Annotated in this window: 27 protein-coding genes and 1 tRNA gene; 23 read left to right on the plus strand and 5 right to left on the minus strand. The window is 73.9% G+C overall.

Annotation, left to right across the window (positions count from 1 at the left end):
* The first annotated feature begins 71 nt into the window (after positions 1 to 71).
* From CRP30_RS12045 to CRP30_RS22770, 3 genes are all read left to right on the plus strand, one after another.
* Positions 72 to 1,250: a fibronectin type III domain-containing protein gene (locus CRP30_RS12045; RefSeq protein ID WP_097184247.1), complete on the plus strand. Its 1,179-nt coding sequence runs from the start codon at positions 72 to 74 to the stop codon at positions 1,248 to 1,250.
* Between the two features lie 144 nt (positions 1,251 to 1,394).
* A complete protein-coding gene (locus tag CRP30_RS12050; RefSeq protein ID WP_235003353.1) occupies positions 1,395 to 2,144 on the plus strand; it encodes a class E sortase in 750 nt (249 codons plus the stop codon).
* Between the two features lie 12 nt (positions 2,145 to 2,156).
* Positions 2,157 to 2,315, plus strand: coding sequence for a hypothetical protein (locus CRP30_RS22770; protein ID WP_097184248.1), 159 nt, complete (start codon positions 2,157 to 2,159; stop codon positions 2,313 to 2,315).
* Between the two features lie 20 nt (positions 2,316 to 2,335).
* Here CRP30_RS22770 and CRP30_RS12060 read toward each other — a convergent pair whose 3' ends face one another.
* Complete coding sequence (locus CRP30_RS12060) at positions 2,336 to 3,523, minus strand: hydroxymethylglutaryl-CoA reductase (protein ID WP_097184249.1); 1,188 nt, start codon at positions 3,521 to 3,523, stop codon at positions 2,336 to 2,338.
* Positions 3,524 to 3,728: 205 nt separating this feature from the next.
* Between CRP30_RS12060 and CRP30_RS12065 the strand changes: the two genes are divergently transcribed.
* The 5 genes from CRP30_RS12065 (at position 3,729) to CRP30_RS12085 (ending at position 9,251) form a co-directional block, all read left to right on the plus strand.
* Positions 3,729 to 5,255: an ABC transporter substrate-binding protein gene (locus CRP30_RS12065; RefSeq protein ID WP_200814719.1), complete on the plus strand. Its 1,527-nt coding sequence runs from the start codon at positions 3,729 to 3,731 to the stop codon at positions 5,253 to 5,255.
* An 8-nt stretch (positions 5,256 to 5,263) separates the two neighbouring features.
* Complete coding sequence (locus CRP30_RS12070; RefSeq protein ID WP_255407360.1) at positions 5,264 to 6,193, plus strand: ABC transporter permease; 930 nt, start codon at positions 5,264 to 5,266, stop codon at positions 6,191 to 6,193.
* Positions 6,194 to 6,212: 19 nt separating this feature from the next.
* Positions 6,213 to 7,106, plus strand: a complete 894-nt coding sequence (locus CRP30_RS12075) for an ABC transporter permease (RefSeq protein WP_235003355.1) — start codon at positions 6,213 to 6,215, stop codon at positions 7,104 to 7,106.
* Entirely contained in the window at positions 7,103 to 8,131 is a 1,029-nt protein-coding gene (locus tag CRP30_RS12080; protein ID WP_235003356.1) for an ABC transporter ATP-binding protein, read from the plus strand. The genes CRP30_RS12075 and CRP30_RS12080 overlap by 4 nt, the downstream gene beginning before the upstream one ends.
* Positions 8,132 to 8,210: 79 nt before the next feature.
* Positions 8,211 to 9,251, plus strand: coding sequence for an ABC transporter ATP-binding protein (locus tag CRP30_RS12085; RefSeq protein WP_097184253.1), 1,041 nt, complete (start codon positions 8,211 to 8,213; stop codon positions 9,249 to 9,251).
* 71 nt (positions 9,252 to 9,322) lie between these two features.
* On the opposite strand, the gene CRP30_RS12090 is transcribed toward CRP30_RS12085, so the two are convergent.
* Both CRP30_RS12090 and CRP30_RS12095 read right to left on the minus strand, forming a co-directional pair.
* Positions 9,323 to 10,513, minus strand: a complete 1,191-nt coding sequence (locus CRP30_RS12090; protein ID WP_097184254.1) for an MFS transporter — start codon at positions 10,511 to 10,513, stop codon at positions 9,323 to 9,325.
* Positions 10,510 to 11,346: an IclR family transcriptional regulator domain-containing protein gene (locus CRP30_RS12095; RefSeq protein ID WP_097184923.1), complete on the minus strand. Its 837-nt coding sequence runs from the start codon at positions 11,344 to 11,346 to the stop codon at positions 10,510 to 10,512. Before CRP30_RS12095 ends, CRP30_RS12090 begins: the two co-directional genes overlap by 4 nt.
* A gap of 279 nt (positions 11,347 to 11,625) precedes the next feature.
* On the opposite strand from CRP30_RS12095, the gene CRP30_RS12100 reads away from it, so the two are divergent.
* The 12 genes from CRP30_RS12100 (at position 11,626) to CRP30_RS12155 (ending at position 22,550) form a co-directional block, all read left to right on the plus strand.
* Positions 11,626 to 12,486: an ABC transporter permease gene (locus tag CRP30_RS12100; protein ID WP_097184255.1), complete on the plus strand. Its 861-nt coding sequence runs from the start codon at positions 11,626 to 11,628 to the stop codon at positions 12,484 to 12,486.
* A complete protein-coding gene (locus CRP30_RS12105; RefSeq protein ID WP_097184256.1) occupies positions 12,483 to 13,259 on the plus strand; it encodes an ABC transporter permease in 777 nt (258 codons plus the stop codon). The genes CRP30_RS12100 and CRP30_RS12105 overlap by 4 nt, the downstream gene beginning before the upstream one ends.
* A gap of 20 nt (positions 13,260 to 13,279) precedes the next feature.
* Positions 13,280 to 14,116, plus strand: coding sequence for an ABC transporter ATP-binding protein (locus CRP30_RS12110; protein WP_097184257.1), 837 nt, complete (start codon positions 13,280 to 13,282; stop codon positions 14,114 to 14,116).
* A gap of 137 nt (positions 14,117 to 14,253) precedes the next feature.
* A tRNA-Ser gene (locus CRP30_RS12115) sits at positions 14,254 to 14,341 on the plus strand.
* Positions 14,342 to 14,665: 324 nt separating this feature from the next.
* Positions 14,666 to 15,496, plus strand: a complete 831-nt coding sequence (locus CRP30_RS12120) for a hypothetical protein (protein ID WP_097184924.1) — start codon at positions 14,666 to 14,668, stop codon at positions 15,494 to 15,496.
* A gap of 175 nt (positions 15,497 to 15,671) precedes the next feature.
* Entirely contained in the window at positions 15,672 to 16,370 is a 699-nt protein-coding gene (locus tag CRP30_RS12125; RefSeq protein ID WP_097184258.1) for a PIG-L deacetylase family protein, read from the plus strand.
* Positions 16,367 to 17,773, plus strand: coding sequence for a glycosyltransferase family 2 protein (locus CRP30_RS12130; RefSeq protein WP_097184259.1), 1,407 nt, complete (start codon positions 16,367 to 16,369; stop codon positions 17,771 to 17,773). Before CRP30_RS12125 ends, CRP30_RS12130 begins: the two co-directional genes overlap by 4 nt.
* Positions 17,770 to 18,987: an exosortase/archaeosortase family protein gene (locus tag CRP30_RS12135; protein ID WP_097184260.1), complete on the plus strand. Its 1,218-nt coding sequence runs from the start codon at positions 17,770 to 17,772 to the stop codon at positions 18,985 to 18,987. The genes CRP30_RS12130 and CRP30_RS12135 overlap by 4 nt, the downstream gene beginning before the upstream one ends.
* A complete protein-coding gene (locus CRP30_RS12140; protein WP_097184261.1) occupies positions 18,984 to 20,057 on the plus strand; it encodes an ATP-grasp domain-containing protein in 1,074 nt (357 codons plus the stop codon). Before CRP30_RS12135 ends, CRP30_RS12140 begins: the two co-directional genes overlap by 4 nt.
* Positions 20,054 to 21,202 carry a non-hydrolyzing UDP-N-acetylglucosamine 2-epimerase gene (wecB, locus tag CRP30_RS12145; RefSeq protein ID WP_097184262.1) on the plus strand — a complete coding sequence of 383 codons (1,149 nt, stop codon included), beginning with the start codon at positions 20,054 to 20,056 and terminating at the stop codon, positions 21,200 to 21,202. Before CRP30_RS12140 ends, wecB begins: the two co-directional genes overlap by 4 nt.
* Positions 21,199 to 21,945, plus strand: a complete 747-nt coding sequence (locus CRP30_RS12150; RefSeq protein ID WP_097184925.1) for an HAD family hydrolase — start codon at positions 21,199 to 21,201, stop codon at positions 21,943 to 21,945. The genes wecB and CRP30_RS12150 overlap by 4 nt, the downstream gene beginning before the upstream one ends.
* Before the next feature lie 89 nt (positions 21,946 to 22,034).
* Entirely contained in the window at positions 22,035 to 22,550 is a 516-nt protein-coding gene (locus tag CRP30_RS12155; protein ID WP_097184263.1) for a hypothetical protein, read from the plus strand.
* 123 nt (positions 22,551 to 22,673) lie between these two features.
* Here the strand turns inward: CRP30_RS12155 and CRP30_RS12160 are convergent, their stop codons facing one another.
* Both CRP30_RS12160 and CRP30_RS12165 read right to left on the minus strand, forming a co-directional pair.
* The gene (locus tag CRP30_RS12160; protein ID WP_097184264.1) at positions 22,674 to 22,922 is read right to left on the minus strand and encodes an STAS domain-containing protein; all 249 of its coding nucleotides are present in this window, start codon (positions 22,920 to 22,922) and stop codon (positions 22,674 to 22,676) included.
* Complete coding sequence (locus tag CRP30_RS12165; RefSeq protein ID WP_097184265.1) at positions 22,922 to 23,275, minus strand: STAS domain-containing protein; 354 nt, start codon at positions 23,273 to 23,275, stop codon at positions 22,922 to 22,924. The genes CRP30_RS12160 and CRP30_RS12165 overlap by 1 nt, the downstream gene beginning before the upstream one ends.
* A gap of 130 nt (positions 23,276 to 23,405) precedes the next feature.
* Between CRP30_RS12165 and CRP30_RS12170 the strand changes: the two genes are divergently transcribed.
* Genes CRP30_RS12170 through CRP30_RS12180 form a run of 3 tightly spaced genes read left to right on the plus strand, consistent with a single transcriptional unit; the run spans position 23,406 to position 26,130 of the window.
* On the plus strand, positions 23,406 to 24,110 hold the full coding sequence (locus CRP30_RS12170; RefSeq protein ID WP_097184926.1) for a response regulator: 705 nt from the start codon (positions 23,406 to 23,408) through the stop codon (positions 24,108 to 24,110).
* Positions 24,107 to 25,465 (plus strand): sensor histidine kinase, encoded by a 1,359-nt coding sequence (locus CRP30_RS12175; protein ID WP_235003357.1) that lies wholly within the window; start codon positions 24,107 to 24,109, stop codon positions 25,463 to 25,465. Before CRP30_RS12170 ends, CRP30_RS12175 begins: the two co-directional genes overlap by 4 nt.
* The gene (locus CRP30_RS12180; protein ID WP_097184266.1) at positions 25,462 to 26,130 is read left to right on the plus strand and encodes a GerMN domain-containing protein; all 669 of its coding nucleotides are present in this window, start codon (positions 25,462 to 25,464) and stop codon (positions 26,128 to 26,130) included. Before CRP30_RS12175 ends, CRP30_RS12180 begins: the two co-directional genes overlap by 4 nt.
* The last annotated feature ends 12 nt before the right edge of the window (positions 26,131 to 26,142 follow it).

Here is a 26,142-nt window from a genome sequence, read left to right on the forward strand (position 1 = left end):
GATCTCGTGCACGCCGTCCGGACCGCCGGGCCACCGCCCCGGCGATTCCGGGTTCCTCTCAGGGAGTCGACGTGCAATTCACGTCATCACCCCGTCGTGCGCTCGGCATCCTGGCCGCCGGCACGATCGGGCTGTCCTCAGCACTGCTCGGCGTCGCCGGGGTCGCGAGCGCGACCCCGGGCGGCGCCGTGGCGACCGATGCCGAGGTCGCGGCGGCGCTGAGCGTCCCCGCCGCGCCCCAGTACCTGGAAGTCGACGGCGTCGGCGACGGCACCTTGGATGTCTCGTTCCTCGTGGGCTTCTACGACGCCGATGTGGAGTCCCCGACCACGGGATACGAGGTCAGCACGGACAACGGTTCGACCTGGGCCCCGCTGACCACCACGACGCCCTACGGCAACAACGAGCACGAGGGGACGGTGTCCGGCCTCACCAACAAGACCACCTACACCGTGATCGTGCGGGCGACCAGCGCTGCCGGTCCGAGCGCCAACAGCAACTCGGACACCGGCACCCCGGCCAAGCCCGTCGGCGCGCCCGTCGGACTCACCGTGACCACCTCCCCGGGCAAGGTGACCGCCAGCTGGACCGCACCCACGGTCGCCGGCTCGTACGAGGTGGACGGCTACGTCGCCTCGATCTTCCAGGGCGAGATGGGTGACCTCCTCTGCGCGACCACCGCGGCCGTCGTCACGTGCACCGGTGACGCGGACTTCGGTACCGAGTGGCAGATCGCCGTGGTCGCGATCGACACGGAGGGCAATGCGGGGGTTCGGTCGGCGCCCGTCGCGACCGGGGTCATCCCCTTCCCCGCCGCTGTCCCTGCGTCCGACGGACCCCTGACCCCCGTCGCCGGCTCGTCCGACAAGGTCGTCGCGGGCACGTCGATGACCGTGACCGGGAGCGGCTACGAGCCCGGCTCGACCGTCACCGTCCTGATCTACTCCTCGCCCCAGATCCTGACCACGGTCGTCGCCGACTCCTCCGGGAACTTCACCGCCACCGTCACCGTGCCGGCCGGTATCGCGCCCGGACAGCACACGCTGGTCGCCTCCGGTTACGACACGAACGGTGACTACCGATTCACCACGATGTCGGTCACGGTCTCCGCCGCCGGCGTCGCGACGGTCGCGACGCCCAAGCTGGCCGCGACCGGTGCCGACGTCACCGTCCCCGCGCTCGGTGGCATCGCCGTGCTGGGTCTGGGTGCGGGTCTCATCGCCGTCGCCCGCCGTCGCACGAACGCCTGACCCCACCAGCACCACCTGGGAGCCCGGGTCCGTTCCGTCACGGAGCGGACCCGGGCTCCCGGCGCGTGCGGCCCGGAACGGCGCGACCGCGCACCTAGCATCTGGAAGCAGGCGGCGAGGCCGCAGCTCGACTCGGGGAGTGACGTGCACACCTTGGACGCGGACGTGCGCAGTCCGGAACCGCGACCGGCGCCCGTGGAGCGGTGGCGCACGGTCGCCCAGGTGGTCGGCGAGGCGCTCGTGACCGCGGGGCTCGTCGTCCTGCTGTTCGTCGTCTACGAGCTCCTCGTGACCGACGTGATCACCGACCGCCGCCAGGACGAGCTGTCCCAGCAGCTCCACGAGGACTGGGACCGGTCACCGACCGTGCTGCCCGTCCACGAGAGCAAGGTCGGCGACGCCTTCGGGGTGCTGCACATCCCGCGCCTCGGCCTGGACTACGAGCGCGTCGTCCTCGAGGGCACGCAGGAGCGGCAGCTCTCCCAGGGCCCCGGCCACTACGAGGGCACGGCCATGCCGGGCGAGCAGGGCAACGTCTCCTTCGCCGGCCACCGCGTCGGCAAGGGATCCCCGTTCCTCGAGCTCGACATCCTGCAGGCCGGGGACCCGATCGTCGTCGAGACCTCCGACACCTGGTTCGTCTACCGGATGCTGGGCGACGCGGACCCCAGCGGCATCCCGGGACGGCAGATCGTGCGGCCCGAGGACATCGAGGTCATCTCGCCGACGCCGGGCGCCGCCGAGAACGCCCCGCCGACCGGGGCCTACCTGACCCTGACGACCTGCCACCCCCGCTACTCCGCGGAGCAGCGCATGATCATCCACGCGCGCCTGGACGCCACCGTCAGCAAGGCGGAGTCGCCCAACGGGCCCGCCGCCCTCAACGAGCGCTGAGCAGGAGGACGCATGTACGGCTGGATCTGGCGGCACCTGCCCGGCGCGACGCCCGTCAAGGCGCTGACCGCCCTCGTGCTGGTGCTCGCCGTCGTGGCGCTGCTGCTGTTCGTCGTCTTCCCGTGGGTCGAGCCGCACCTGCCCTTCAACGACGTGACCGTCGGCGGCTGACGGGCCGCTGACGGGCTGCCCTAGCGGTTGCGGCCGAGGGCGTCGTGGCTGGTGACCCAGTCGCCGGCCAGGATGGCCGAGGTCAGCGAGATGTCCCCGGCGAGGACGACGCCGGCGCAGATCTCGGCGAACTTCTGCACCTTGCCGGCGCCGTAGCAGCCCAGCATCTCCAGGCACTCCCGCTGGGTGGCCAGCCCGGTGCCCCCGCCGTAGGTCGCGACGATGAGCGACGTGAGGGTCGTCGACCAGTAGTAGTCGCCGTTCTCGCGCAGCTGCGTGTACGTGACGCCGGAGTGCGACTCGGCGACGTTGGCGACGTCCTGGCCGGTGGCGATGAACATCGCGGTCAGGCCGTTCGCCGCGTGCGCACCGTTGTAGGCCGCGCCCGACATGAACGCCCCCGCCATCCCGATCTGCCGGTACTCGAACAGCTGCCGGGTGTCGACGCCGGTGACGCGCCGGAGGACCTCGTCCGGGATCGTCACCTCGGCCACGACCCGCTTCCCCCGGGTCATGAGCATGTTGATCTGCGAGTGCTTCTTGTCCGTGTCGATGGCGCCCGACAGCACGTAGCGAGGGTGGTCGGGATGGTTCTCCCGGATCCACTCGCAGGCGGCCAGCGTCGCCTTGCCGGTCATGTTCTGCCCGGCCGCGTCGCCGGTCGTGTAGTTGACCCGCAGGTAGCGCAGCGGGCCGATCTGGTGCTGGCCGATGTAGGTGAGGCGGCCCGAGCGGGTCGTCGTCCCGGCGGCCGCCCGGATGCCGTCGAGGTGCTCGTCCACCCAGCGGCCGAACTCGCGCGCCTGCAGGGCGTCGTCGAACAGGAAGGCCGGCGCGCGCTGCATGTGGTCGTCGACGACGGTCGCGCGGACGCCGCCGCACTCGCCGATGAGCCGCATCCCGCGGTTGTAGCTGGCCACCAGGGTGCCCTCCGTGGTGGCCATCGGGACGAAGAAGTCGCCCTGGGCGTGCTCGCCCCGCATCGCCAGCGGCCCGGCGACGCCGATGGGCACCTGGGCGACGCCGGTGAAGTTCTCCACGTTGCCCGGCAGCACGGCCGGGTCGAACGAGTACCTGCCCACGTGGTGGAGGTCGGCGCCGGTCTGCTCGGCGACGAAGGACTGCCGCTGGTGGGCCATCTCGTCGGTGTAGTCGTGCTCCCGGTCGCGCGGGATGCGGGCCCGGTGCGTGGACTGGACGTCGGTCATGGGGCACCTTCTCGGGGCGACGGGCGGTCAGCTCCAGTGTGAGCCGGATCACTTCCGGCCGCTCGCCACCGGCTCATGCGCCCGCCGGACGCCCACATCTCGAAGCCGCAACGATCGCGACGGCGCCGGACTTGGGGTGGACGCCCCGGCCCCTGGGCGCGAAGGTCGGGGGCGGACCTGCACTTCCGAGCCCCGGGGGACCACCGTGCGCGCCTACCGACCACTCGCTCTCGCCGCTGCCGGCGGCCTCCTGCTCACCGCGTGCGGTGGAGGGGACAGCGTCGACACCGGCGGGGGCGGCGGGGGTGGCGGGGACAACGTCCTCGTCGCCGCCGTCAGCGCGCAGCCCGACCAGTTCGACCCGCACGTGACGAGCGCCTACCCGAGCTTCCAGGTGCTGGAGAACGTCTACGACACCCTGGTCGTCCCCAATGCCGAGGACCTCACGATGGAGGCGAGCCTGGCGGAGTCCTGGGAGACCAGCGAGGACGGCCTCACCTGGACGTTCGCCCTCCGCGAGGGCGTGACCTTCCACGACGGCAGCGAGTTCGACTCCGCCGACGTCGTCTACTCCTACAACCGGATCATCGACGAGGAGCTGGCCAACTCCTACCGGTTCGCCAACGTCACCGCCGTCGAGGCCGACGGCCCGCAGAGCGTCGTCATCCGGGTGAGCCAGCCGACCCCGAACCTGCTGTCGCTGATCGGCGCCTTCAAGGGCATGGCGATCCTGCCGGAGGGTGCCGCCGAGGACCTCGACCTGACGACGGAGGCCAACGGGACCGGCCCCTTCCAGCTGGAGAGCTCCGACGCGAGCAGCACCGTCCTCACCGCCTACGAGGACTACTGGGGCGGGGCGCCGGCCATCGACGGCGTCGAGTACCGCTACATCACCGAGCCGGCCGCCGCGCTCACCGCGCTGGAGAACGGTGAGGTCCAGTGGACCGACAACGTGCCGCCGCAGCAGGTGGAGTCCCTCGGTGAGAACGAGGACGTCGAGCTGGCCAGCACCCCGAGCGTCGACTACTGGTACATGTCGATGAACTACGCCCGGGAGCCCTTCGGCAACCCGCAGGTGCGCCGGGCCATCGCGACCGCCATCGACCGCGAGGAGGTCACCGAGGCGGCCCGCTTCGAGGCCGCCCGGGCCAACCAGACGGCGATCCCCGAGGACTCGTTCTTCTACTCCGACTACGCGCCGTTCGACGCCGACGAGGACGCCGCCCGTCAGCTGATGGAGGAGTCCGGCGTCACCACCCCGCTCACGATGGGGCTGATGGTCACCGACGAGTTCCCCGAGTCGGTCACCGCGGCGCAGGTCATCGCCAGCCAGCTCGAGGCGATCGGCATCACCGTCGAGGTGGAGGTGCTCGACTTCGCCACCTGGCTCGACCGCCAGGACCAGGGCGACTTCGACGCCTTCATGCTCAGCTGGCTCGGCAACATCGACCCCGCCGACTTCTACGAGGCCCAGCACATCACCGACGGGTCCAGCAACTACCAGGGCTACAGCAACCCGGAGGTCGACCGGCTGCTCACCGAGGCGTCCACCGAGACCGACCAGGACGCGCGCAAGCAGCTCTACGACCAGGCCGCGAAGCTGATCGTCGACGACGTCAGCTACCTGTACCTCTACAACCCCGACGTCGTGCAGGCCTGGGTCCCGGGTCTCGAGGGCTACCGGATCCGGGCCGACCGCGCGATCAACTTCGAGGAAGTGGAGCTGCCCTGACCGGGTTCCTGCTCCGGCGGGCCGGCCAGTCCCTCGTGGTCCTGGCTGGTGTCAGCGTGCTGGTCTTCTCGCTGATCCACCTGGTCAAGGGGGACCCGGTCCGCCGGGCGCTCGGCACGCGGTACTCCCAGGAGGCCTACGACGCCCTGCGGGCGCGCAACGGTCTGGACCTGCCGCTGGTCGAGCAGTACTTCACCTGGGCCGGGCGGGCGCTGACCGGCGACCTCGGGGTCAGCTTCCGCAGCGGTGAGCCGGTGACGACGCTGATCGCCGAGCGGCTGCCGGCGACGCTGACCCTGGCGCTCGCCGCCATCGTGCTGGCCCTGCTGATCGCCGTTCCGCTCGGGACGATCTCGGCGCTGCGGCCCCGGTCGGTCGTCGACCGGATCGCCACCGTGATCAGCCAGTTCGGCATCTCCGTGCCGGACTTCTGGCTGGCCATCGTGCTGATCCTGGTGTTCGCCGGGACACTGGGCTGGCTGCCGTCCGGCGGCTACGTGCCGCTGACGGAGAACCCGGTCGAGTGGGCCCAGCGGCTGATCCTCCCGGCGATCGCCACCGGTGTGGTCTCCGGTTCGGTGCTCACCCGGTTCGTGCGGTCCAGCGTGCTGGAGGCGCTCGGCTCCGACCACGTGCGGACGGCGCAGGCGAAGGGTCTCCCGACCCGGCAGGTCTTCACCTGGCACGTGCTGCGCAACGCCCTGCTGCCCCTGGTCACGGTGACCGGTGTCCAGCTGGCCTACCTGCTGTCCGGCGTCGTCGTCGTGGAGATCGTCTTCTCCTGGCCCGGGCTCGGCCAGCTGGCCCTGCAGGCGGTCGAGGCCCGCGACTACCCGGTGCTGCAGGGCGCCGTCCTGCTGTTCGCGCTGGTCTTCCTGGTGATCAACCTGCTCGTCGACCTGCTGTACACCCGGATCGACCCGAGGATCCGGCAATGACATTCAGCCGAGTCCTGCTGTGACCGCGGAACCCGTGCCGCTGCGGCCCGTCCGGCCGCGCTGGCGGGAGACCCTCGGGCTGCTCGTCCGCAACAAGGTCGCGCTCGGCGCGGCGCTGGTCCTGCTCGCGATCATCGTGGTGGCGGTCTTCGACCGGGCCTTCGCGCCGCAGTCGGCCAACGCGCAGGACATCGCCGACCGGCTGCAGGCGCCCAGCTGGAGCCATCCCTTCGGCACCGACAACCTCGGGCGCGACATCCTCAGCCGGGTGATCATCGGCGCCTCGGTGTCGCTGAAGGTGGGCTTCCTGTCCGTCGGGCTGGCCCTCGTGGTCGGCACCCTGCTGGGGCTGCTGGCGGGCTACTACGGCGGGTGGGTGGACGACGTCCTCATGCGGCTGATGGACATGCTGTTCGCGTTCCCCGCGGTGCTGCTGGCCATCGCGATCCTGGCGATCCGCGGCCCGGGGACGTCGAACACGATCATCGCGATCGCCGTCGTCTACGTGCCGATCTTCGCCCGCGTGACCCGGGCCAGCGTGCTCGGCGTCCGCGAGGAGGTCTACGTCCGCGCGTCCCGGTCGGTGGGCGCCTCGGACTTCCGGCTGCTGACCCGGCACGTGTTGCCCAACGCCGCGCCGCCGATCATCGTGCAGACGTCGGTCAGCCTCGCGTTCGCCGTCCTGGCCGAGGCGGCGCTGTCCTTCCTCGGGCTGGGCACCCAGCCGCCGAACCCGTCGTGGGGGCTCATGCTCGCCGAGGGCCGTGAGTTCATCGGGCTGGCCTGGTGGCTCGCCTTCTTCCCGGGCATGGCGATCGTGGTGACGGTGCTGTGCTTCAACCTGCTGGGCGACGGGCTGCGCGACGTGCTGGATCCGCGGCAGCGGACGCTGATGGCCGGTGGTGGGCGATGAGCGGGTCGATGGCCGGGCCCGTGCTCGAGGTCGATGACCTGCGGGTGCAGCTGCGCACCCCGCGGGGGACGGCGCACGTGGTGAACGGGCTCTCGTACACCGTCGGCCCGGGCGAGACGGTCGCGGTCGTGGGGGAGTCGGGCAGCGGCAAGAGCGTCTCGGTGCTGGCCCTGCTCGGGCTGCTGCCCCCGCGGGTGGCGACGGTGACCGGGCGGGCGCTGCTGGAGGGGGAGGACCTGCTGGCGATGTCGCCCGAGCGGCTGCGCCAGGTGCGTGGCCCCGGCGCCGGCATGGTGTTCCAGGACCCGATGACGTCGCTCAACCCCGTGCTGACGGTCGGCAAGCAGATCGTCGAGGGCCTGCGCGCGCACGCCGACGTCTCCAAGGAGGCGGCCCGCCGCCGGGCCGCGGAGCTGCTCGCCGAGGTGGGCCTGCCCGACCCGGAGGGCGCGCTGGACCGCTATCCGCACGAGCTGTCCGGCGGCATGCGCCAGCGCGTCGTGATCGCCATCGCGCTGTCGAACTCGCCGTCGCTGCTGATCGCCGACGAGGCCACCACGGCCCTCGACGTGACGGTGCAGGCGCAGATCATCGACCTGGTGGAGAAGCTGCAGGCCGACCACGGCACCGGCGTCATCTGGATCACCCACGACCTCGGCGTCGTCGCGGGCATCGCCGACCGGGTGCTGGTCATGTACGGCGGCCGTTGCGTGGAGGACGGCACGGTGGACGACGTCCTCGAGCGGCCGGCGCACCCGTACACGCGGGGCCTGCTCGGGTCGCTGCCCGACCTGGCGGCGCCGGTGGGGCCGGACGGCGAACTGCCGGACCTGACGACCGTGCCGGGCCTCCCGCCGGCACCCACCGATCTGCCCACCGGGTGCGTGTTCTGGCCGCGGTGCCCGGTGCGCGGTGATGCGCGGTGCGAGACCGAGCAGCCTCCGCTCGTCGTCGTCCCCAGGGGCCAGAAGGGCCATTTCGGCCCCGAGCTGCCGCACCGGGCGGCGACGTGGTGCGGCGGATGAGCGCTGTGAGAGCGACGGGCGAGCGAGCATCGCAGGGAGCGCCAGCGACCGAGGAGCGGAACGAGTCCGGAGCCGAACGATGAGCAACGTCCTGGTGTCGGCCCGCGGGCTGGAGGTGCACTTCCCGATCGGCGGCGGCGGGCTGCGGCGCACACCGGCCGGGCTGCTGCGCGCCGTCGACGGCGTCGACCTCGACATCCACCGCGGCGAGACGCTCGGCCTCGTGGGGGAGTCCGGGTGTGGGAAGTCGACGCTCGGCAACGCGCTGCTCAAGCTGGTGCCGTCCACCGGGGGGACGGTGACCTTCGACGGCACGGACATCACCTCGCTGGACCGCCGCGGGCTCAAGGAGATGCGCCGCCGGGCCGGGATGGTGTTCCAGGACCCGTTCGCCTCCCTCGACCCCCGCCGCACGGTGGCGCAGACGATCGCCGAGCCGCTGGAGGTGCACGGCCTGCACGGCGGGCGGCGGGAGCGGGCGGCGCGGGTGGGCGAGCTGCTGGAGCTGGTCGGCCTGGACCGCTCGGTGGCCGGCCGGTACCCGCACGAGTTCTCCGGCGGGCAGCGGCAGCGCGTCGGGATCGCCCGGGCACTGGCGGGGGAGCCGGACTTCCTGGTCTGCGACGAGGCGATCGCGTCCCTCGACGTCAGCGTGCAGGCGCAGGTGCTCAACCTGCTGCGGCGGCTGCAGCGCCGGCTCGGGCTGACGCTGCTCTTCATCTCCCACGACCTGTCCGCCGTCCGGCACCTGTCGGACCGGATCGCGGTCATGTACCTGGGGCGGGTCGTGGAGATCGGGCCGGCCGCGGCGGTCGGCTCGGACCCGCAGATGCCGTACACGCAGGCGTTGCTGTCCGCCGTCCCGCTCCCGCACCCGGCCATGGAGCGGGAGCGGAAGCGGATCGTCCTGCGGGGCGACGTGCCCTCGCCGGCCGCCGTCCCCAGCGGCTGCCGGTTCCGGACCCGCTGCCCGTACGCCTTCGAGCCCTGTCCGACGGTGGACCCGGCGCTGCAGCCGGCCGGCGCGGCCGGTCAGCTCGCGGCCTGCCACCTGCACGGCGTCGTCGGCCGCCCGGTGGACGAGGAGACGCCCCAGGGGATCGCCCCGGCGGCCGAGTGAGCAGTTGCGGTCGCCCGCACCGGCGGGTCGGCGCGTGTCGGCGACGTCAACTGCTCACTCGCCCAGGTGGCTCAGGCGTCGGCGCGCACCAGGAGGGGGCGGCCGGCCACCAGACCCGCGGCCACCTGACCGGCCAGCGCGACCAGCAGCAGGAGGAGGCTGGCGGTCCAGCCGCCGGTGACCTCGTGCAGGAGGCCGACGAACAGCGGGCCGGTCGCCGCCAGCAGGTAGCCCAGGCTCTGCGAGGCGGCGGACAGCCGGCCGGTCTGGGCGGCATCGCGGCTGCGCAGGAGGACCAGGGTCATGGCGAGGGGGAACGACGCGCCGGTACCCAGGCCGTACAGAACCGCCCACAGGGCCGGTGCCGCTTCGGGGGCGAGCAGGAGGCCCAGGATGCCGGCCGCGATGGGGACGGCGGCCCCCACGACCCAGACCACCTGGCTCGGACGGCGGGCGGCGAGCGGCGGGACGAGCAGGGACAGCGGGGCACCGACGAGCGCGGCGAGCGCCACCAGCGTTCCGGCGGTGACGGGGCCGACGCCCGCGTCGTCCTCGAGGATCGCGGCCAGCCAGGTGAGCAGGGCGTAGAAGGACAGCGACTGGAGACCGAAGAACGCCATCACGGCCAGGCCTACCCGGTCGCGCAGGATCGCGGTGCGTCGACCCGAGGCCGGAGGCGGAGCGGGGGCGGGGGGACGGCGGCGGACCAGCAGGGCGAGCGCAACGATGGCCAGCCCCACCGGGATCACCCAGAGCGCCAGCCCGCCCATCGCGCTCCCGGCCAGGACGGCCAGCGGCTGGGCCAGCCCCGCGCCGAGGCTGGCCGAGAGCGCCATCGACCCGACCACCGCCCCGACGACGGCGGCGCTGCGGCTGCCGTACTCGGCCCGGGCGACGGCGGGCAGCAGCACGTTCGCGATCGCAATGCCGCCGCTCAGGACGACGGTGCCGGCGAACAGGCCGACGCTGCCGGCCGAGCGCAGACCGATGCCGAGCGCGAGCGCCACGGCGCCGGCGAGGACGGCGCGGTGCAGCCCGATGCGGGCCGCGAGCGCCGGGGCGAAGGGGGAGAGCAGGCCGAAGCAGACCAGGGGCAGCGAGGTGACCACGGCCAGGGCGCCGGTGGACAGCGACACCTCGTCCCCGACGTCGCCCAGCACCGGCCCGACGGCGGCGAACGGGCCACGGAGGCACAGCGCGGTGAGGACGAGCACCGCCGCGGGGGCGACCACCGTCCAGCCGACGCGCCTCGCCGTCGTCACGCGGGGCGACCGAGGTCGCGGGAGATCTGTGCGGCGGTCTCGAGCAGCGGCGGCACGAACCGGTCCTCCAGGTGGCGCAGCGAGGTCCGGCTCGCGCTGACCGACAGGTTCACCGCCGCGACGACCGCACCCTCCCGGTTGCGCACCGGGGCGGCCGCGGAGCGCAGCCCCTCCTCCAGCTCCTGGTCCACCAGCGCGTACCCCTGGTCCCGCACCTGCTCCAGCATCGCCCCGAGCCTGCCCCGGTCGGTGACGGTCCGCGAGGTCAGGGGTGCCGGCTGGACCCGCGCCAGGTAGTCCGCCAGCTCCCGGGCGGGCAGTCCGGCCAGCAGCACCCGCCCCATCGACGTCGCGTGGGCCGGGAACCGGGTCCCGACCGTGATCATCACGGTCATGATCCGCTTCGTGTGCACCCGCGCCACGTAGACGACGTCGTCGCCGTCGAGGACCGACAGCGACGACGACTCGTCCACCCGGCCCACCAGCGACTCGAGGTGCGGCTGGGCCACCTCGGGCAGCGTCAGGCCGGACAGGTACGCGTACCCGAGCTCCAGCACACGGGGTCGGAGCGAGAACTCGCGCCCCTCGACCCGCACGTACCCGAGCTGCACGAGCGTCAGGAGGAAGCGGCGGGCGGCCGCCCGGGTCAGGCCGGTCTTCCGGGCGACCTCGCTGAGCGGGAGCCGGGGGTGCTGCGCGTCGAAGGCGCGGATCACCGCCAGCCCGCGGTCCAGGGACTGCACGAAGTTGCTGTCCCGCCCCGGTCCGGCGCCCGCGGCGACCGTCGCGACGCCCTCGGCGGCCGGTTCCACGGCGACCTCTTCCTCGATCATCACCCCGGACCCCAGCGCTCCGGCCACCCCGGTTGACGTGACGCCCCTCACCTGCGAGCGTCCACTGTGCACACACACGTTCGCAAAGCGAACGCCTGGACACAAGAACGAACGCCGGTCGGGGGAGGGTCCGATGCCTCGCGACAGCGGGACCGCGGTGCCGGACGTCGCAGCGGGGCTCGCGCGCCCCGAGCGCGCGGAGGAGCATGCGGACCACAGCGAACAGGTGGTGAAGGCAGCGATGACGCGTCCGGTGCCCGGCGCCCCGACGGTGGCGCGATGAGCGGCCCACCCGCGGTCGTGTCGCCCGCCGGGAGCCCGCCGGTCAGCGACACCTCCGCCGCCCTGCCCCGCGCCCCCCGGCGGCGCAGCGTCCCGCAGGTGGTGCTGGGCCTGCTGGGGCTGCTCGCGCTCGTCGCGCTCGTGGAGATCCTGCCGCGCATCGGCGTCCTGCCCCACGAGTACTTCCCGACGTCGTCGGAGATCGGCTCCGCCCTGGTCGAGCTGGTCGGGCAGTCCACCTTCTGGACGGCGGTGCTCGACACCCTGCAGGGCTGGGCGCTGGGCCTGGCGATCGCCGCGGTCGCCGGCGTGGTCCTGGGCATCCTCATCGGCAGCTCGCGCATCACCCGCGAGCTCACGGCGTCCACCATCGAGTTCCTGCGGCCGATCCCGTCGGTGGCGCTGATCCCGATCGCCGTCCTGCTCTTCGGCACCGAGATCGAGAGCAAGCTGCTGCTGGTCGTCTACGCGTCCTTCTGGCAGGTGCTCATCCAGGTCCTCTACGGGGTCCAGGACATCGACCCGGTCGCGCAGGACACCGCGCGCGCCTACGGGCTGGGCCGGTGGGCGCGGGTGCGCTACCTGACCTGGCCGACGGCGCTGCCGTACGTGATGACCGGCCTCCGGCTGGCCGCGGCGGTGGCGCTGATCCTGGCGGTGACCTCGGAACTGGTCATCGGCAACCCGGGGCTGGGCAAGCTGCTGGGCACCGCGCAGAGCAGCGGGGCCATCGCGCCGACCTACGCCATCGTCGTCGTCACCGGGATCCTGGGCGTGCTGGTCAACCTCGTGTTCCGGGCGATCGAACGCCGGGCGCTGTCCTGGCACCCGTCGCAGCGAGGGGAGCTGCCCGCATGACCGGGGTGCTGCGCCGGCTCGGGCTGGCCCTCGGCCTGCCGATCGTGCTGCTCGCCGCCTGGTGGTTCGCCAGCGCCAACAGCACCGACTTCTTCTTCCCCCCGCTGTCGGAGATCCTGCAGAGCCTGGTCGAGGAGTGGTTCGGACCGCGGCTGGCCGCCGACGTCGTCCCCAGCGTGCTGCGCCTGGCCGCCGGCTACGCCCTCGCCGTCGTGGTCTCCATCTCCCTCGGCGTCCTCATCGGGACGTCGCGGACGGTGCGGGGGCTGCTGGAGCCGGTCCTGGAGTTCTTCCGGGCGATCCCGCCGCCGGTGCTCGTGCCGATCTTCATGCTGCTGTTCGGCATCGGCGACGGGATGAAGGTCGTCGTCATCGCCTTCGGCTGCATGTGGCCGATCCTGCTCAACACCGTCGAGGGCGTCCGCGCCGTCGACACCGTGCTCAGCGACACCGCGCGGACCTACGGCATCACCGGCGCCGCGCGGTTGCGCACGCTGGTGCTCCCGGCGGCGAGTCCGCAGATCTTCGCCGGCCTCCGCCAGGGGCTGAGCGTCGCGATCATCCTCATGGTCATCAGCGAGCTGTTCGCGGCGTCGAACGGCCTCGGCTTCGCCGTCGTCCAGGCGCAGCGCAGCTTCGCCATCGCCGAGACGTGGGCCGGCATGTTGATGCTCGGCCTGCTCGGGTTCCTGCTGGCCCTGCTGTTCCGCGTCGTGGAGAACCGCCAGCTGCGCTGGTACCACGGCCTGCGCCGCGCCCAGCGCTCCTCCTGAACCTCTCGAAAGGCTGACCCGTGCTCGACGTCCGTGGCATCAAGAAGGTGTACGAGAGCAAGGACCGCACGGTCGAGGCGGTGCGCGACCTGACGTTCACCCTCCAGGCAGGCGAGCTCGCCTGCCTCGTGGGCCCGTCCGGCTGCGGCAAGACGACGCTGCTCAAGATCATGTCCGGGCTGCTGGAGCCGACGTCCGGCGAGGTGCTGCTCGAGGGCAAGCGCGTCGAGGGGCCGCCGCCGGGCATGGCCGTCGTCTTCCAGGAGTACGGCCGCAGCCTCTTCCCGTGGATGACCGTCCGCGAGAACGTGGAGCTGCCGCTCAAGCAGAAGAAGCTGGCCGCCGCCCGCCGCACGGAACTGGTCGAGGAGTCGCTGGCCGCGGTGGGGCTGGCGGAGGCGCACGCGGCCTACCCGTGGCAGCTGTCGGGCGGCATGCAGCAGCGCGTGGCCATCGCCCGCGCCGTGGCCTACGAGCCGCACGTCCTGCTGATGGACGAGCCGTTCGCCGCCGTCGACGCGCAGACCCGCGCCGACCTCGAGGACCTCATCCGCGACCTCTGGCACAAGTTCCAGGTCACGACCCTCTTCGTCACCCACGACATCGACGAGGCGGTCTACCTGGGGCAGCGGGTGCTGATCCTGTCCAACTCGCCGACGGTGATCCGCGACGACCTGGCGGTCGACCTGCCCGACCAGCGCGACCAGCTCACCACCCGGTCCTCGCCGCGGTTCGCCGAGCTGCGGGCGCGGGTCTACGAGCAGATCCACCGCGCGAAGACGCCGGCCGCCGAGCCGGTGGGCGCGGGTGCGACTGCGCTGCCGACGTCGGCCGACCACGGCAGCACGGAGTTCTGACCGCTGCGTCGGTCCCCTGATCAGCACTGGTCCACCGGGGTCTCGTCGCGATCGAGGGCCCGCTGGCCAGTGCTGATCACCTCCCGGACCCGCGCGCGGCGCCGAGCGGCAGCGGGGCACTAGCCTCGACGGCGCCAGGAGGGCTCGCCTAGTGGCCGATGGCGGCGGTCTTGAAAACCGCTAGGAGTTCACAGCTCCTCGTGGGTTCGAATCCCACGCCCTCCGCACTGCTGGACCGACGGCGTACGCATCCTCCGGGCGACTGCCGATAGGGAGAGAGCGCCCGACACGCCGCGGCGCGGGGTCGCCGGGGATGACCGCACGCCGAAACGCCGTGTTCGCGCTGGTGGGCGGGCGGTTTGTCGACAAGACGGCGACCCGGGAGACGGGTCACCGACCCCCCGGGACGGCGCTCGCAACGATCCGGTGACGGGCCCCTCCCCGCCCCGTCGCAGCCGGCCGTCAGCCACCCCCGCCGACCTACCTTTCCCCTTGTCCGCGGCACTTCCCCGCCGCGGCGACGGGGTACTGAGGAGTCCGCGCGTGGACATGGGTGTGACGGTGGGATGGCCGGCGACGGCGGTTCTGGGCTTCCTCGTTCTGACCGGTCTGGTGGTGGCTCTGGCCACCAGCTCGACCGCTCGCTACGAGTTCGAGCGCAACGGTGCGCGGGAGGCGCAGCGCTCGGCCGCGCAGCAGTCCGGCACGCACCCCGCCGGGAGCCGGCTCGGCAGCTGGGAGGCGGGTGCCACCGAGACGCAGGCGCGCCCCCACGCCGTCGACGCCGCCGTCGACGTCGCCGTCCGTCCCGGCCCGGCGCCGGCGGGCCGCGGGCCCGGCTGGTGGCTGGTCGACGACTCCGCGCAGGCCGTGGCCGGCCCGTTCGCCGACCGGATCGACGCCGACTGGGCGGCCCTGGCCGACGACCTGCCGGTGGTCGCGGTCTTCGGTGCCCGGCACGCCGACGGCACCGTGGCCCCGCGGCCCTCGCCGGAGGAGCGCGCCTGGCTGAGCGACCTCGGCGACCAGCTGGACCGGCTGCCCCGCGACTGGGACGAGCTGCTGTCGGACACCGACCCGCTGACGACGCTGGTCGTCGAGGTCGCGGCGGCCCTGATCGAGGCCGGCCTGCCGCTGCACGACCCGCAGGGTTCCCCGGCGGGCGGCGTCTGCCTGATGCCCGACACCGCCTTCTGCGGAGTCGTCGTCAGCTGGCGCGGCCACGACCGGATGACGGTGCACCAGCTGCGGGGCGCCGCGGCCGACGCCACGATCCAGCAGTCGATGAACGCCGCGATCGCCGACGTCCTCGCCAACCTGGGTTTCGTCCTCGAGCCGGTGGGCGGGACGGGCGGGTCGCTCGTCACGGCCCTCGGCTGACCCGCGCCGGACGACGGGGCACGACGTGACGGCCCAGCCGCCCGGGGGGTCGGACGCCCGATCCGGGCGTCGTTCCGGGACTTCGCGCTACAGGACTGCCGTCGACGTGCCGATCATCCGGCCGAGTGAGGGATGGGACGTCCTCCCAGAGCCGCTCAGTCGACAGGAAGAGACCATGGCCGGGAAGTCGGTACTGGCAGTCGGGGCCCATCCCGACGACATCGAGCTGGGATGCGGCGCGTCGCTGCTGGCGCACGCCGCGGCCGGTGACGTCGTGACCATGCTCGTGATGACCGGCGGGGAGAGCGGTCCGGGAGCCGGCGAGCGGCACGCCGAGCAGCGCACCGCCGCCCGCACCCTCGGCGCCGCCCTGCGCTGGGGCGGTCTGCGCGACTGCGCCGTCGTCTCCGACACGACCACCATCGGCATCATCGAGGCGGTCGTCGCGGAGACGCAGGCCGACCTGGTCTACGTGCACGCCCCCGAGGACAGCCACCAGGACCACCGGGCCACCGCCGCCGCCACCCTGTCGGCCGCCCGCCGCCTGTCCCGCGTCCTGCACTACCAGAGCCCCTCCACCCTGGCCTTCGCCCCGACGGTGTTCGTCGACATCACCGCCTTCCTCTCCGGCAAGCTCGCCGCCCTGGGCGCCCACGGCTCGCAGGTCGAGTTCTCCGCCATGGTGGAGCCGGACGCGGTCCAGGCGTCGGCGCGGCACTGGGGCGCCCAGGCCCGCATCGGCTACGCCGAGGCCTTCGCGCCCACCCGGATGGTCCTCGACCTCGCACCCGTCCCCGCCCGCCCCGCCGACCGCCGGCGGTCCGGGAGCCGGGTCGTGCCCGCGCCGCGTCGTCCGGCCGCCGCCGGCCGATGAGCGCAGCCCCGGCGACCGCCGATCACCTCGCGGCGCCGACCGCACCCCCGGCCCACGAGAGCCGGCCCGACGGCCGCCGCCTCGTCCTGGTGGCCTACGTGGTCCTGCTCGCGGCGTCGCTGGCCGCCTTCGGGGTCGACCCGGTGCTCGGGTACATCGCCGGCGCGCTCAACATCGTCTTCGCCATCTACTTCTTCCGGCACCTCGCCTTCGCGGTGTCGGCCGCCCGCTGGGCCGAGGCCGACCTGCTGGCCGCCGACGTCGACCTGGACGGGTACACCCCGTCGGTCGCGGTGCTGGTCGGCTGCAAGAACGAGGAACTCGTCGTCGACGGGATGCTGACCGCGCTGCTGGCGCTGGAGTACCCGGCGGACCGGCTCACCCTCGTCGTCGTGGACGACGGGTCCGACGACGGCACCGGCGCGGTCCTCGACGCCCGGGCGTCGGTCGAGCCGCGCCTGCGGGTGCTGCACCGCCCCCCGAACGCCGGTGGCGGCAAGTCCGGCGCGCTCAACGAGGCCCTGGCGACGATCGACGCCGAGGTCGTCCTGGTGTTCGACGCCGACCACGAACCGGAGCCGAACGCGCTGCGCCGCCTGGTCCGCCACTTCCGGGACCCGAGCGTCGGCGCGGTGATGGGCCGGTGCGTCATCCGCAACGGCAAGGAGTCGACGATGGCCACCACGGTCTTCGTCGACTTCCTCTCCGGTTACCTGGTCAACGAGTACGGCCGGCAGGCCCTGTTCGAGCTGCCCGCGTACGGCGGCGCGAACTGCGCGGTGCGGATGTCGACCCTCCGGGCCCTCGGGGGCTGGAACCTCGAGACGGTCACCGAGGACACCGACCTGACCCTCCGGGTGCTGCTCTCCGGCCAGCGCGTCCGCTACGACGTCTCGGCGATCGACTACGAGGAGGCGGTGGTCACCGCCCGGCGCTTCTGGACGCAGCGCTACCGCTGGGCCCGGGGCCACCAGAAGTGCTTCCGCGACTACTCGTGGCCGATGCTGCGCTCACCGCACCTCACGGTCATGGAGAAGATCGAGTCGCTGCTGTTCCTGCTCGGCTACCACGTGCCGGTGCTCAGCGGCATCGGCGTGCTGCTGACCGTCCTGCGCGCGTTCGACATCGGTGACCAGCCGATCATCGGCCTGCTGCCGCTGTCCATGCTGCTGTTCGTCGGTCCGCTGGCCGAGCTGACCGTCGGGCTGCTCGTCGGCCGGGTGGAGCGGCGCGCTGCCTGGTCGTTGCTCGGCTTCCTGCCCGCGTTCGCGCTCTCCATCTGGATCACCACCCGCGCCTACCTCGACGGGATGCTGGGCCGGCCCTACACCTGGGTCAAGACCACCCGCTCGGGATCGACGTCCACGGTCGCCCCAGTCCTCGTGGCGGTGCAGAAGCGATGACCGCCACCGTCGTCCCGCGGGAGATCCGCGGCCGCGTCGTGGTCCGCGGCGGTGCCCGGCGGCGCCTGGTGGTGCTCGTCGAGCTGATCGTCGCCGTTTCCATCTGCCTGGTCGGCTACCGCTACGGCGCCACGTGGTTCAAGGAGCACGAGGCCCGCTGGACCGTCGCGATCCTCCGGTTCTTCGGCGAGGAGCGCGTCTCTGCGGCGATCCCCGGCCACATCCTCATGTTCCGGGACGACGGCCAGATCCTCGACGGTGCGGTGACGACGTCCTGCTCGTCGATCCTGACCGTCATCGGGCTCACGGCCCTCACCGTCTCGGTGCTGCGCAAGCGGCGCTGGCACGCCGTCTACGGCCTGGCCGTCGGCCTCGTCGCGGTGGTGATCGCCAACGACCTGCGCCTGATCGCCTCGGCGCTGGCGGGCGTGCACTGGGGCCAGCCGGCGATGGTGCTCTTCCACGACTGGGTCGGCACGGTCTGGACCCTCGCGGCGACCCTCATGGGTTTCCTGATCATGGTCTGGCTGACGCTGCCGATCTCGGAGCGGGCCGAGCAGGACGTGGCCGGCCGGCACACCGCCCGCCGGCCCAACAGCTGGGCGCGTCCGGGCCTGGGCTACCGGACCGAGGAGCAGGAGGCCGGCCCGAACGCCCGCCGCCGCACGATCACCGGGCTGATGCACCGCTACGTCCTGCCGAGCCGGGTGTCGCGCCGGCTGGCGGCGCGCCGCGAGGCCGGCCGCATCGACTACCGGATCGGTCACCTCCCGCCGGAGGAGCGGGCCGCGACGGTGCGGGCCCTGGTCGCCGACGGCCTGGGCGCCCACATCGCCTCGCTGCTGGCGGTCGCCACCTACGAGGAGGACGTCACCGTCCTCGACGCCCTGGCCGACGCGATCGCCGCCCGTCAGTGGGAGCCGGTGACCAACGACCGCATCGCCGCGGTGCGCCTGTGGGCGCGCGGCTGGCTGTTCGGCCGCCGCAGCGGCCGCGCCGAAGCAGCGGCGGAGCACGCCGGGCTCGACGACGACACCCAGCAGTTCGCGGTCCCCCCGGACGACGACGGAACGCTGGTCCGGAGCGTGCGGGCCATCCCGCCCGTCCCCGTGCCCGCCCCCCGCCCCGTCCCGCGGCAGCCCGAGCGGCCGGCGCACCCCCGCAGCTTCGCCCGCCCCGCACCGGGCACCGCCCAGACCGAGGACGTCCGATGACCCGCATGCCCGTCCCGCTGCCGCCGGTGCCCCGGTCACCGCTCGACGCGCAGATCCCGTTCCATGCCCGGCCGTCCCGGGGCGCCGTCCTGGTGACCGGCTCCGGTGGTCCCGCGGGGATCGCGGTCATCCGTCGGCTCGTCGCCGTCGGGCACCGGGTCGTCGCGGCCGACGCCGACGGCGCGGCGGCCGGGGGAGCGCTGGCCCAGGCCGCCGTCACGGTGCCGACCGCCGACCACCCGCGGTTCCTGGACGCGCTGCTCGGTGCGGCCGCGGCCTACGGCGCGGACGCGCTGATCGGCACGGTCGCCGAGGAGCTGCCCGCGCTCACCGCCGGCGTCGACCGGCTGACCGCCGCCGGCGTGGCCACCTGGCTGCCCGGTCTCGCCGCGGTCGACGTCTGCTGCGACAAGGCGGCGTTCTCCACCCGGATGCGGGCCGCCGGCGTTCCCCACCCCCGGACGGCGACCCGGCCGGAGCAGGTCGCCCAGCTGCCCGGGCCGTGGATCGTGAAGCCGAACGCGGGGCGGGGCAGCCGCGGCCTGCAGCTGCTCGACAGCGGTCCGGACGTCGTCGCCGCCCTGGCCGCCGACCCGGGGCTGATCGCGCAGACCCGGCTGTCCGGCCGGGAGTTCACCGCCGACGCGCTGGTGGACCGCGACGGCCGGCTGGTGACCGTCGTCCCCCGCTGGCGGGACGAGACCAAGGCCGGGATCTCGGTCAAGGGGACGACCTTCTCCTCCGAGGCCGTCACCGACCTGGTCTCCGCAGCGCTCGCCGCGGTGCAGCTGACCGGGCCGGCGAACGTGCAGGGGTTCGTGGCCGACGACGGGACGGCGACGGTGGTCGAGATCAACCCGCGCTTCTCCGGCGGGCTGCCGCTCACCCTCGCCGCCGGTGCCGACGTCGTCTCCGCCTACCTGGCCGGCATCCGCGACCCCCAGGCGGAGCTGCCCTTCCTCTGGTTCACCCCGGGCGTGCGGATGAGCCGCTACTTCGCCGAGACCTACACCGGCCCCGACGGGTCGCCGGTCGCGGATCCGTCGTCCCCGCTCGCGGTCCTGGCGTGAGCCGGGTCCGGCACGTCCTGGTGCCGTTCGGCACCCGCCCGGAGGTCGTGAAGCTCGCTCCGGTCGTGGCCGCGCTCCGCGCCGCCGGGCACCGGGTGACGGCCGTGGACACCGGTCAGCACACCGACCCGGCGCTGAGCTCCCAGCTGCAGGACGTGCTGGGGCTGACCCCCACGTACCGGTTCACGCTGCCCACCGAGCAGCCGGCCCGCACCGGTGCCCTGCACGCCGACGCGGCGGAGGCCCTGACCCGCTCCCGGCCCGACCTCGTGCTGGCGCTCGGCGACACCAACACCGTGCCCGCCTACGCGCTGGCCGCCCGCGCCGCCGGGGTGCCCTTCGGGCACGTGGAGGCCGGGCTCCGCAGCCTCAACCAGCGCAGCGTCGAGGAGGTCAACCGCCGGGTCGCCGGGGCGATCGCCCAGGTGCACTTCGCACCGACCGCCCGCGCCGCCGCGTTCCTCGCCGCCGAGGGCGTGGCCCCGGAGCGGGTCTTCGTCGTCGGCAACCCGGTCATCGACACGCTCGTCCAGCGCGGGATCGCCCCCCGGCCGGTCGCGGACCGCGACGGCGTCCTGGTCACCGCGCACCGGCCGACCAACGTCGACGACCCCGCCCGGCTGGGTCGCCTGGTCGACGTGGTCCGCGGGCTGGCCGACCGGATCGGCCCGGTGACCTTCCCGGTGCACCCGCGGACGGCCCGGCGGCTGGAGGAGACCGGGCTCACCGGACGGCTCGTACACCCGAACGTCAGCGTGACGGAACCCATGGACTACGACACCCTGCTCGCGACCCTGGCCGGGTGCCGCCTGGCGGTCACCGACTCCGGCGGGATCCAGGAGGAGGCGGCGTTCCTCGGCGTTCCCGTCGTCGTCCTCCGGGCGTCGACGCCGCGCTGGGAGGGCGTCGAGGCCGGCACCACCACCCTGGCCGGGCTCGCCGACGACGACGCGCCCGCCGGGATCCTCGCGGCGGCGGAGGCGCACGCGACGCCGGAGGCCCAGGCCCGCGCCGCCGCGCTGCCCTGCCCGTACGGGGACGGCACGACCGGGGTGCGCGTCGCGGAGATCCTCGCCGATCCGCGCACCGACGCGCTGCTGGCCCTGACCGAGCCCGACTTCACCGACGGCCGGCTGCCGTGGTGACGGACCCATCCGCACCGCCGTGGGACGGCGCGCCTCCGCTGGGCGTCGTCGTGGACCTCGACGACACGCTGTACCCCCAGGCCGAGTACCTCGCCGGTGCGGCCGTGGCGGTGGGCCGGGCGGCGACCCGGCTGGGCCTGGACGGCGACGCGGTCGCCGGCGCCCTCGCCGCCTGCCTGGCCGCGGGCTCCGACGCCGGCGGCACCATCGACCGGGCGTTGCTGGCCGTGGGCGTGCCGGAGACCGACCTGCCCGGTCTGGTGCCGCCGCTGGTGACGGCGTTCACCGGGCACGCGCCGGCCCGGCTCAGCCCCTATCCGGGCGTGGAGGCGGCGTTGCGGTCGCTGCTCGCCGTCGTGCCGGTGGGCTGCCTGACCGACGGCAACCCGGACATCCAGGCGGCCAAGTTCGCCGCGACCGGCCTGGAGATCCCGTTCGTCGTCGTCACCGACGCACTGGGCGGTCGTGCGATGCGCAAGCCCGAGCCCGCGGGGTTGACCGCGCTGGCCGGGCGGATGGGCGTGCCGGCCGGACGGCTGCTGGTCATCGGCGACCGCCCCGGCAAGGACGTCGCCGTCGCGGCCGCGGTCGGGGCGCGGGCCGTCCGCATCCGCCAGGGCGAGTACGCGTCCGCGCCGGACGTCCCGCAGGCCTGGGCCGTCGTGGACTCCTTCCCGGCCGCGGCGGCACTGGCCCTGTCCGTGCTCCGGCGGCCGGCGGTGGCCGGTCACTCCTCCGGGTGACTCCGGTCGGCCGTCGCTACAGGAGCGCGCCGGAGGAGCCGATGGCGTTCCTACGGGTGGGACAGCCGCCCCTGAACAGAGGTGTGTCCATGAGTGCGGAGCCGACCCGTCGTACGAGGTCCCTCGGGGTCCTCGTCGTCGTCTGCCTCGCCGTGCTGCTGTCGGCCGTCCCCGGCGTCGCCTCGGCGGCCACGGTGACCCCGTTCGTCGACTGCTACCGGGCGAACGCCAACGGCACCATCACGGTGGTGCTCGGCTACACGAACCCCAACACGCGGAACACGGCCATCCCCCTCGGGACCCGGAACAGCATCACCCCGACCAAGTTCCAGGGCGCGCAGCCCACCGTCTTCAAGCCGGGGACCCAGCGCGGTGTCTTCTCCATCACGGCCACGCAGGCGGACATGTGGGCCAACCCCCGCTGGGTGCTCGACGGGAACACCCTGGACCAGTGGTCGGCCGGTTCGGTCGCACAGTGCTCGCCGTCCACGCCGCTCCCGGCCATCGGCAACGGGACGGGCCTCGCCGTCGCCCTGCTGGCCGGCGGAGCGTTCGGCGTCTTCTTCGTCCGCCGGCTGAGGCGCCGCGCGGCCGCCGCCGGCTGACGGCCGCCCCCAGACCCGAGTTCCTCCTCGGAGCAGGACTCCTGCCTGCGTGGCCCGGTTCCCCCGTGGGACCGGGCCACGTGGCATGTCCGGGGGATCCCGCGGTGCGGCGTGCGCCCGGGGTCAGGCCTCCGGGGCGCCGTGGACGACGAGCTCGCCGCCGCGCGCGGCGAGGTCCTCACCGAGGCCGCGGATGACCTCGAGGCCGGCGTCGTCGGCGTCGCGGACGTCGCGCAGGTCGAGGACGATCCGGTGGTGGCCGCTGCCGTGCAGGGATTCCGCGGTGCCGCGCAGCAGGTCGGCGCCGAGCACGGTGAGGCGCCCGCTGGCGCGGATGGACCCGGTGCGCCGGTCGACGGTCTCGCTGAGCATCAGGCGGCCCGGCCGCGGGCGGGCTCGAGCTCCAGGACCCGCCAGAGGCCCGTCCGGTGCAGCAGGTCCAGCGTCCGCCGGTTCGCCCCCCGCAGGACGACGCTCCCGCCACGGGCCCGGCAGGTGCGGTGGGCGGAGAGGAAGCTGGCCACGGCCGGGCTGGCGAGCTGCTGCACCCCGCTCAGGTCGATGACGAGCTGACGTGCCCCGGCGAGCAGGGCGTCGTGCAGCAGCCAGCGGACGTCGGCCAGCCCCTCGGCGAGCAGGGCGTCGTCCAGCCGGATCGTCACCTCGTCCAGGTCGGCGTCCAGCCGGCTGTGCGCCGCGGCGCGCACGGCGGTGGCTCCTGTCATCCCGCATCTCCTCCCGGCTCGGTGCGTGCCCCGAGCCTGGTCCGCGGACATTGCGATCCGCCGGGACGCGGCTTTGCGATTGCATGACGGCTGCCGTGCGCCCGACGGGGCGGTGGCAGCATGGGTGGCGATGGCGCTGCGACTGCTGGTGGTGGAGGACGACGACCACATCCGGACCGCGCTGCGGTGGGCGCTGGAGGACGAGGGCTACGACGTCGCCGAGGCCGGATCCGGCGAGGAGGCGTGCCAGGCCGTCGCGGTGAGCGCGCCCGACCTGATGATCGTGGACCTGATGCTCGGGTCGATGGACGGGTTCCAGGTGATCCGCCACGTCCGCCGGACCCTGGACCTGCCGATCATCGTGGTGAGCGCCCGCGCCGACACCAGCGACATCGAGACCGCGCTCGACGCGGGGGCCGACGACTACGTGACCAAGCCGTTCGCGGTCAAGGAGATCACCGCGCGGCTGCGGGCGCTGCGCCGCCGGGTGTCGCCCGTCCCAACCGAGCCCGAGCCGGAGGCCGTCGTGCTGGAGCACGACCCGGTGGCGCCGCTGGTGCTGCGGGAGGCGAGCGGCACGGTGCACCGCGGTGACGAGCTGCTGCCCCTGACGCTGACGGAGTTCCGGCTGCTCTGCGAGCTGGCGGCGGCGCCAAGCCGGGTCTTCAGCCGGCAGGCGCTGCTCGAGCGGGTGTGGCAGCACGGCTTCTTCGGCGACGAGCGGCTCGTCGACGTGCACGTGCGGCGGCTGCGCACCAAGGTCGAGCGCGACCCCGGCGCGCCGCGCGTGGTGGTCACCGTCCGCGGCCTGGGGTACCGGCTGGACCTCCAGTGAGGAAGGGCCTGCGGGCGCGCATCGTGCTCGGGTACGCCGCCGGCACGCTGATCGTCTCGATCGTCCTGGTGACCGTGACGTTCCTGCTGGCCCGCAGCTACCTGCTCGACCAGCGCGAGGCGTCGCTGACCCGGCAGGCCTTCGCCGACGCCAACGTCCTGGACAGCCGGCTGGCGACGGCGGGCACCGAGGTCGGCGACGTGCTCGACGAGTTGGTGCCGTCGGGCGGAGCCGACGTCGTCCTGCACAACGGCGACTCCTGGTACTCCTCCAGCCTGGACGTCGGCGCCCGGGACGTCCCCGCGGACCTGCGGGAACTGGTCGGGACCGAGCCCGCCGCGAGCGTCGTCGTGGAGACGGCGGACGGGCCCCGGCTCATCGTCGGGGTGACCCTGCGCAGCGCGGACGTGGAGTTCTACGAGCTGGCGCCGCTGACCGAGCTGCGGCAGGTGCTCAGCACGCTGGCCGCGGTGCTGGCCGCGGGGGCGCTGTCCGCGACCGCGGCGGGTGCGGCCTTCGGCGTGTGGGCCAGCCGCCGTGCCGTGCACCCCCTGGAGCAGGTCGCGGCGGCGGCGACCCGGATCGCCGGCGGGGAGCTGACCACCCGGCTGCCGGCCACCGACGACCCCGACCTGGTCGGGATCGTGGCCGGCTTCAACAGCATGGTGGACGCCCTGGCGGCGCGGATCGAGCGGGACGCCCGGTTCGTCGGCGACGTGAGCCACGAGCTGCGCAGCCCCCTGACCACGCTGGTCACCAGCGTCGAGGTCCTCGGGACCCGGCGGGACGAGCTGTCCCCGCGGAGCCGTGAGGCGCTGGGGATGGTGGAGGGGGAGCTGGCCCGCTTCCGCCGCACCCTGGACGACCTGCTGCAGCTCGCCCGCCTCGACGGGGCCGCCGTCCAGGAGTCCGCGCAGCCGGTGTGCCTCGCGGCCCTGGTGCGGCAGGTGCTCGCCGACAGCGACCGGCCGGCGGAGCTGCTCACGGTGCCCGGCGGCGGCGACACCACCGTCCGAGCGGACAAGACGAGCCTCGAGCGGGCCGTCCGCAACCTCCTGGACAACGCCGACCGGCACGCCGGGGGACCGCGCGCCGTCCGCGTGGAGCGCAGGGACGGCGCCGTCGTGGTCACCGTGGACGACGCCGGACCGGGTGTCGCGACGGCGGACCGCGAACGGATCTTCGAGCGGTTCGCCCGTGGGCCGCGGGCCGCCCGCCGCTCCCTGCCCGGCGCGGGCCTGGGCCTGGCGATCGTGGCGGAGACCGCGACCCGGCACGGCGGGGCCGCGTGGTGCTCCGACGCCCCGGACGGCGGAGCCCGCTTCACCCTGTCGGTCCCGGCGGTGCCGCGATGACCGGCGCTGCCGCGATGACCGGCGCTGCCGCGATGACGGCCGGCCGTGCGCTGCTGGTGACGGGCCTCGTGCTGGGCCTGACCGCCTGCGGGGTGCCCGCCGGCGGCCCGCCCCAGGCGATCCCGTCGTCGGAGGTCCCGTACGGGCTGGCCGACTCCCGCCCGTCGTCGAGCGCGCCGGCCACCACCGGAGCGGTGGAGGCGCCGTCCCAGGTGTTCCTGTTCGCGGCCGACGAGGTCCTCGTCGGCCGGCCCCGGGACGTGGAGGGGACGACGGTCCGCGAGCGGCTGACCGATCTGCTGGCCGCACTCGTCGAGGGCCCGACCACCGCGGAACGGGACGAGCAGCTGTCCACCCTGCTGACCCCGGACGTGCGGCTGACGGTGACCGACCTGACCCAGCGCACCGCGACCGTCGACATCGGGCAGCCCGCCGGAGCTCCGTCCGGCCCGGCAGGCCGCCGGGCCGTCGCGCAGCTGGTGCTGACCGCGACGAGCCTGCAGGGTGTCGACGCCGTCCAGCTGACCATCGGCGGCGACCCGGTGGAGGCGCCGCTGCCCATGGGCGAGCTGACGTCGGCGCCGCTCACCGCGGCGGACTACGCCGCGTTCCTGACCGCACCGGAGCCCCCGGCGGCCACCACCCCGCCGGCCCCGCCGTCCTGACGCCAGGGTGCC

It is taken from the genome of Blastococcus haudaquaticus (assembly GCF_900230285.1).
GTDB classification, from domain to species: Bacteria; Actinomycetota; Actinomycetes; order Mycobacteriales; family Geodermatophilaceae; genus Blastococcus_B; species Blastococcus_B haudaquaticus.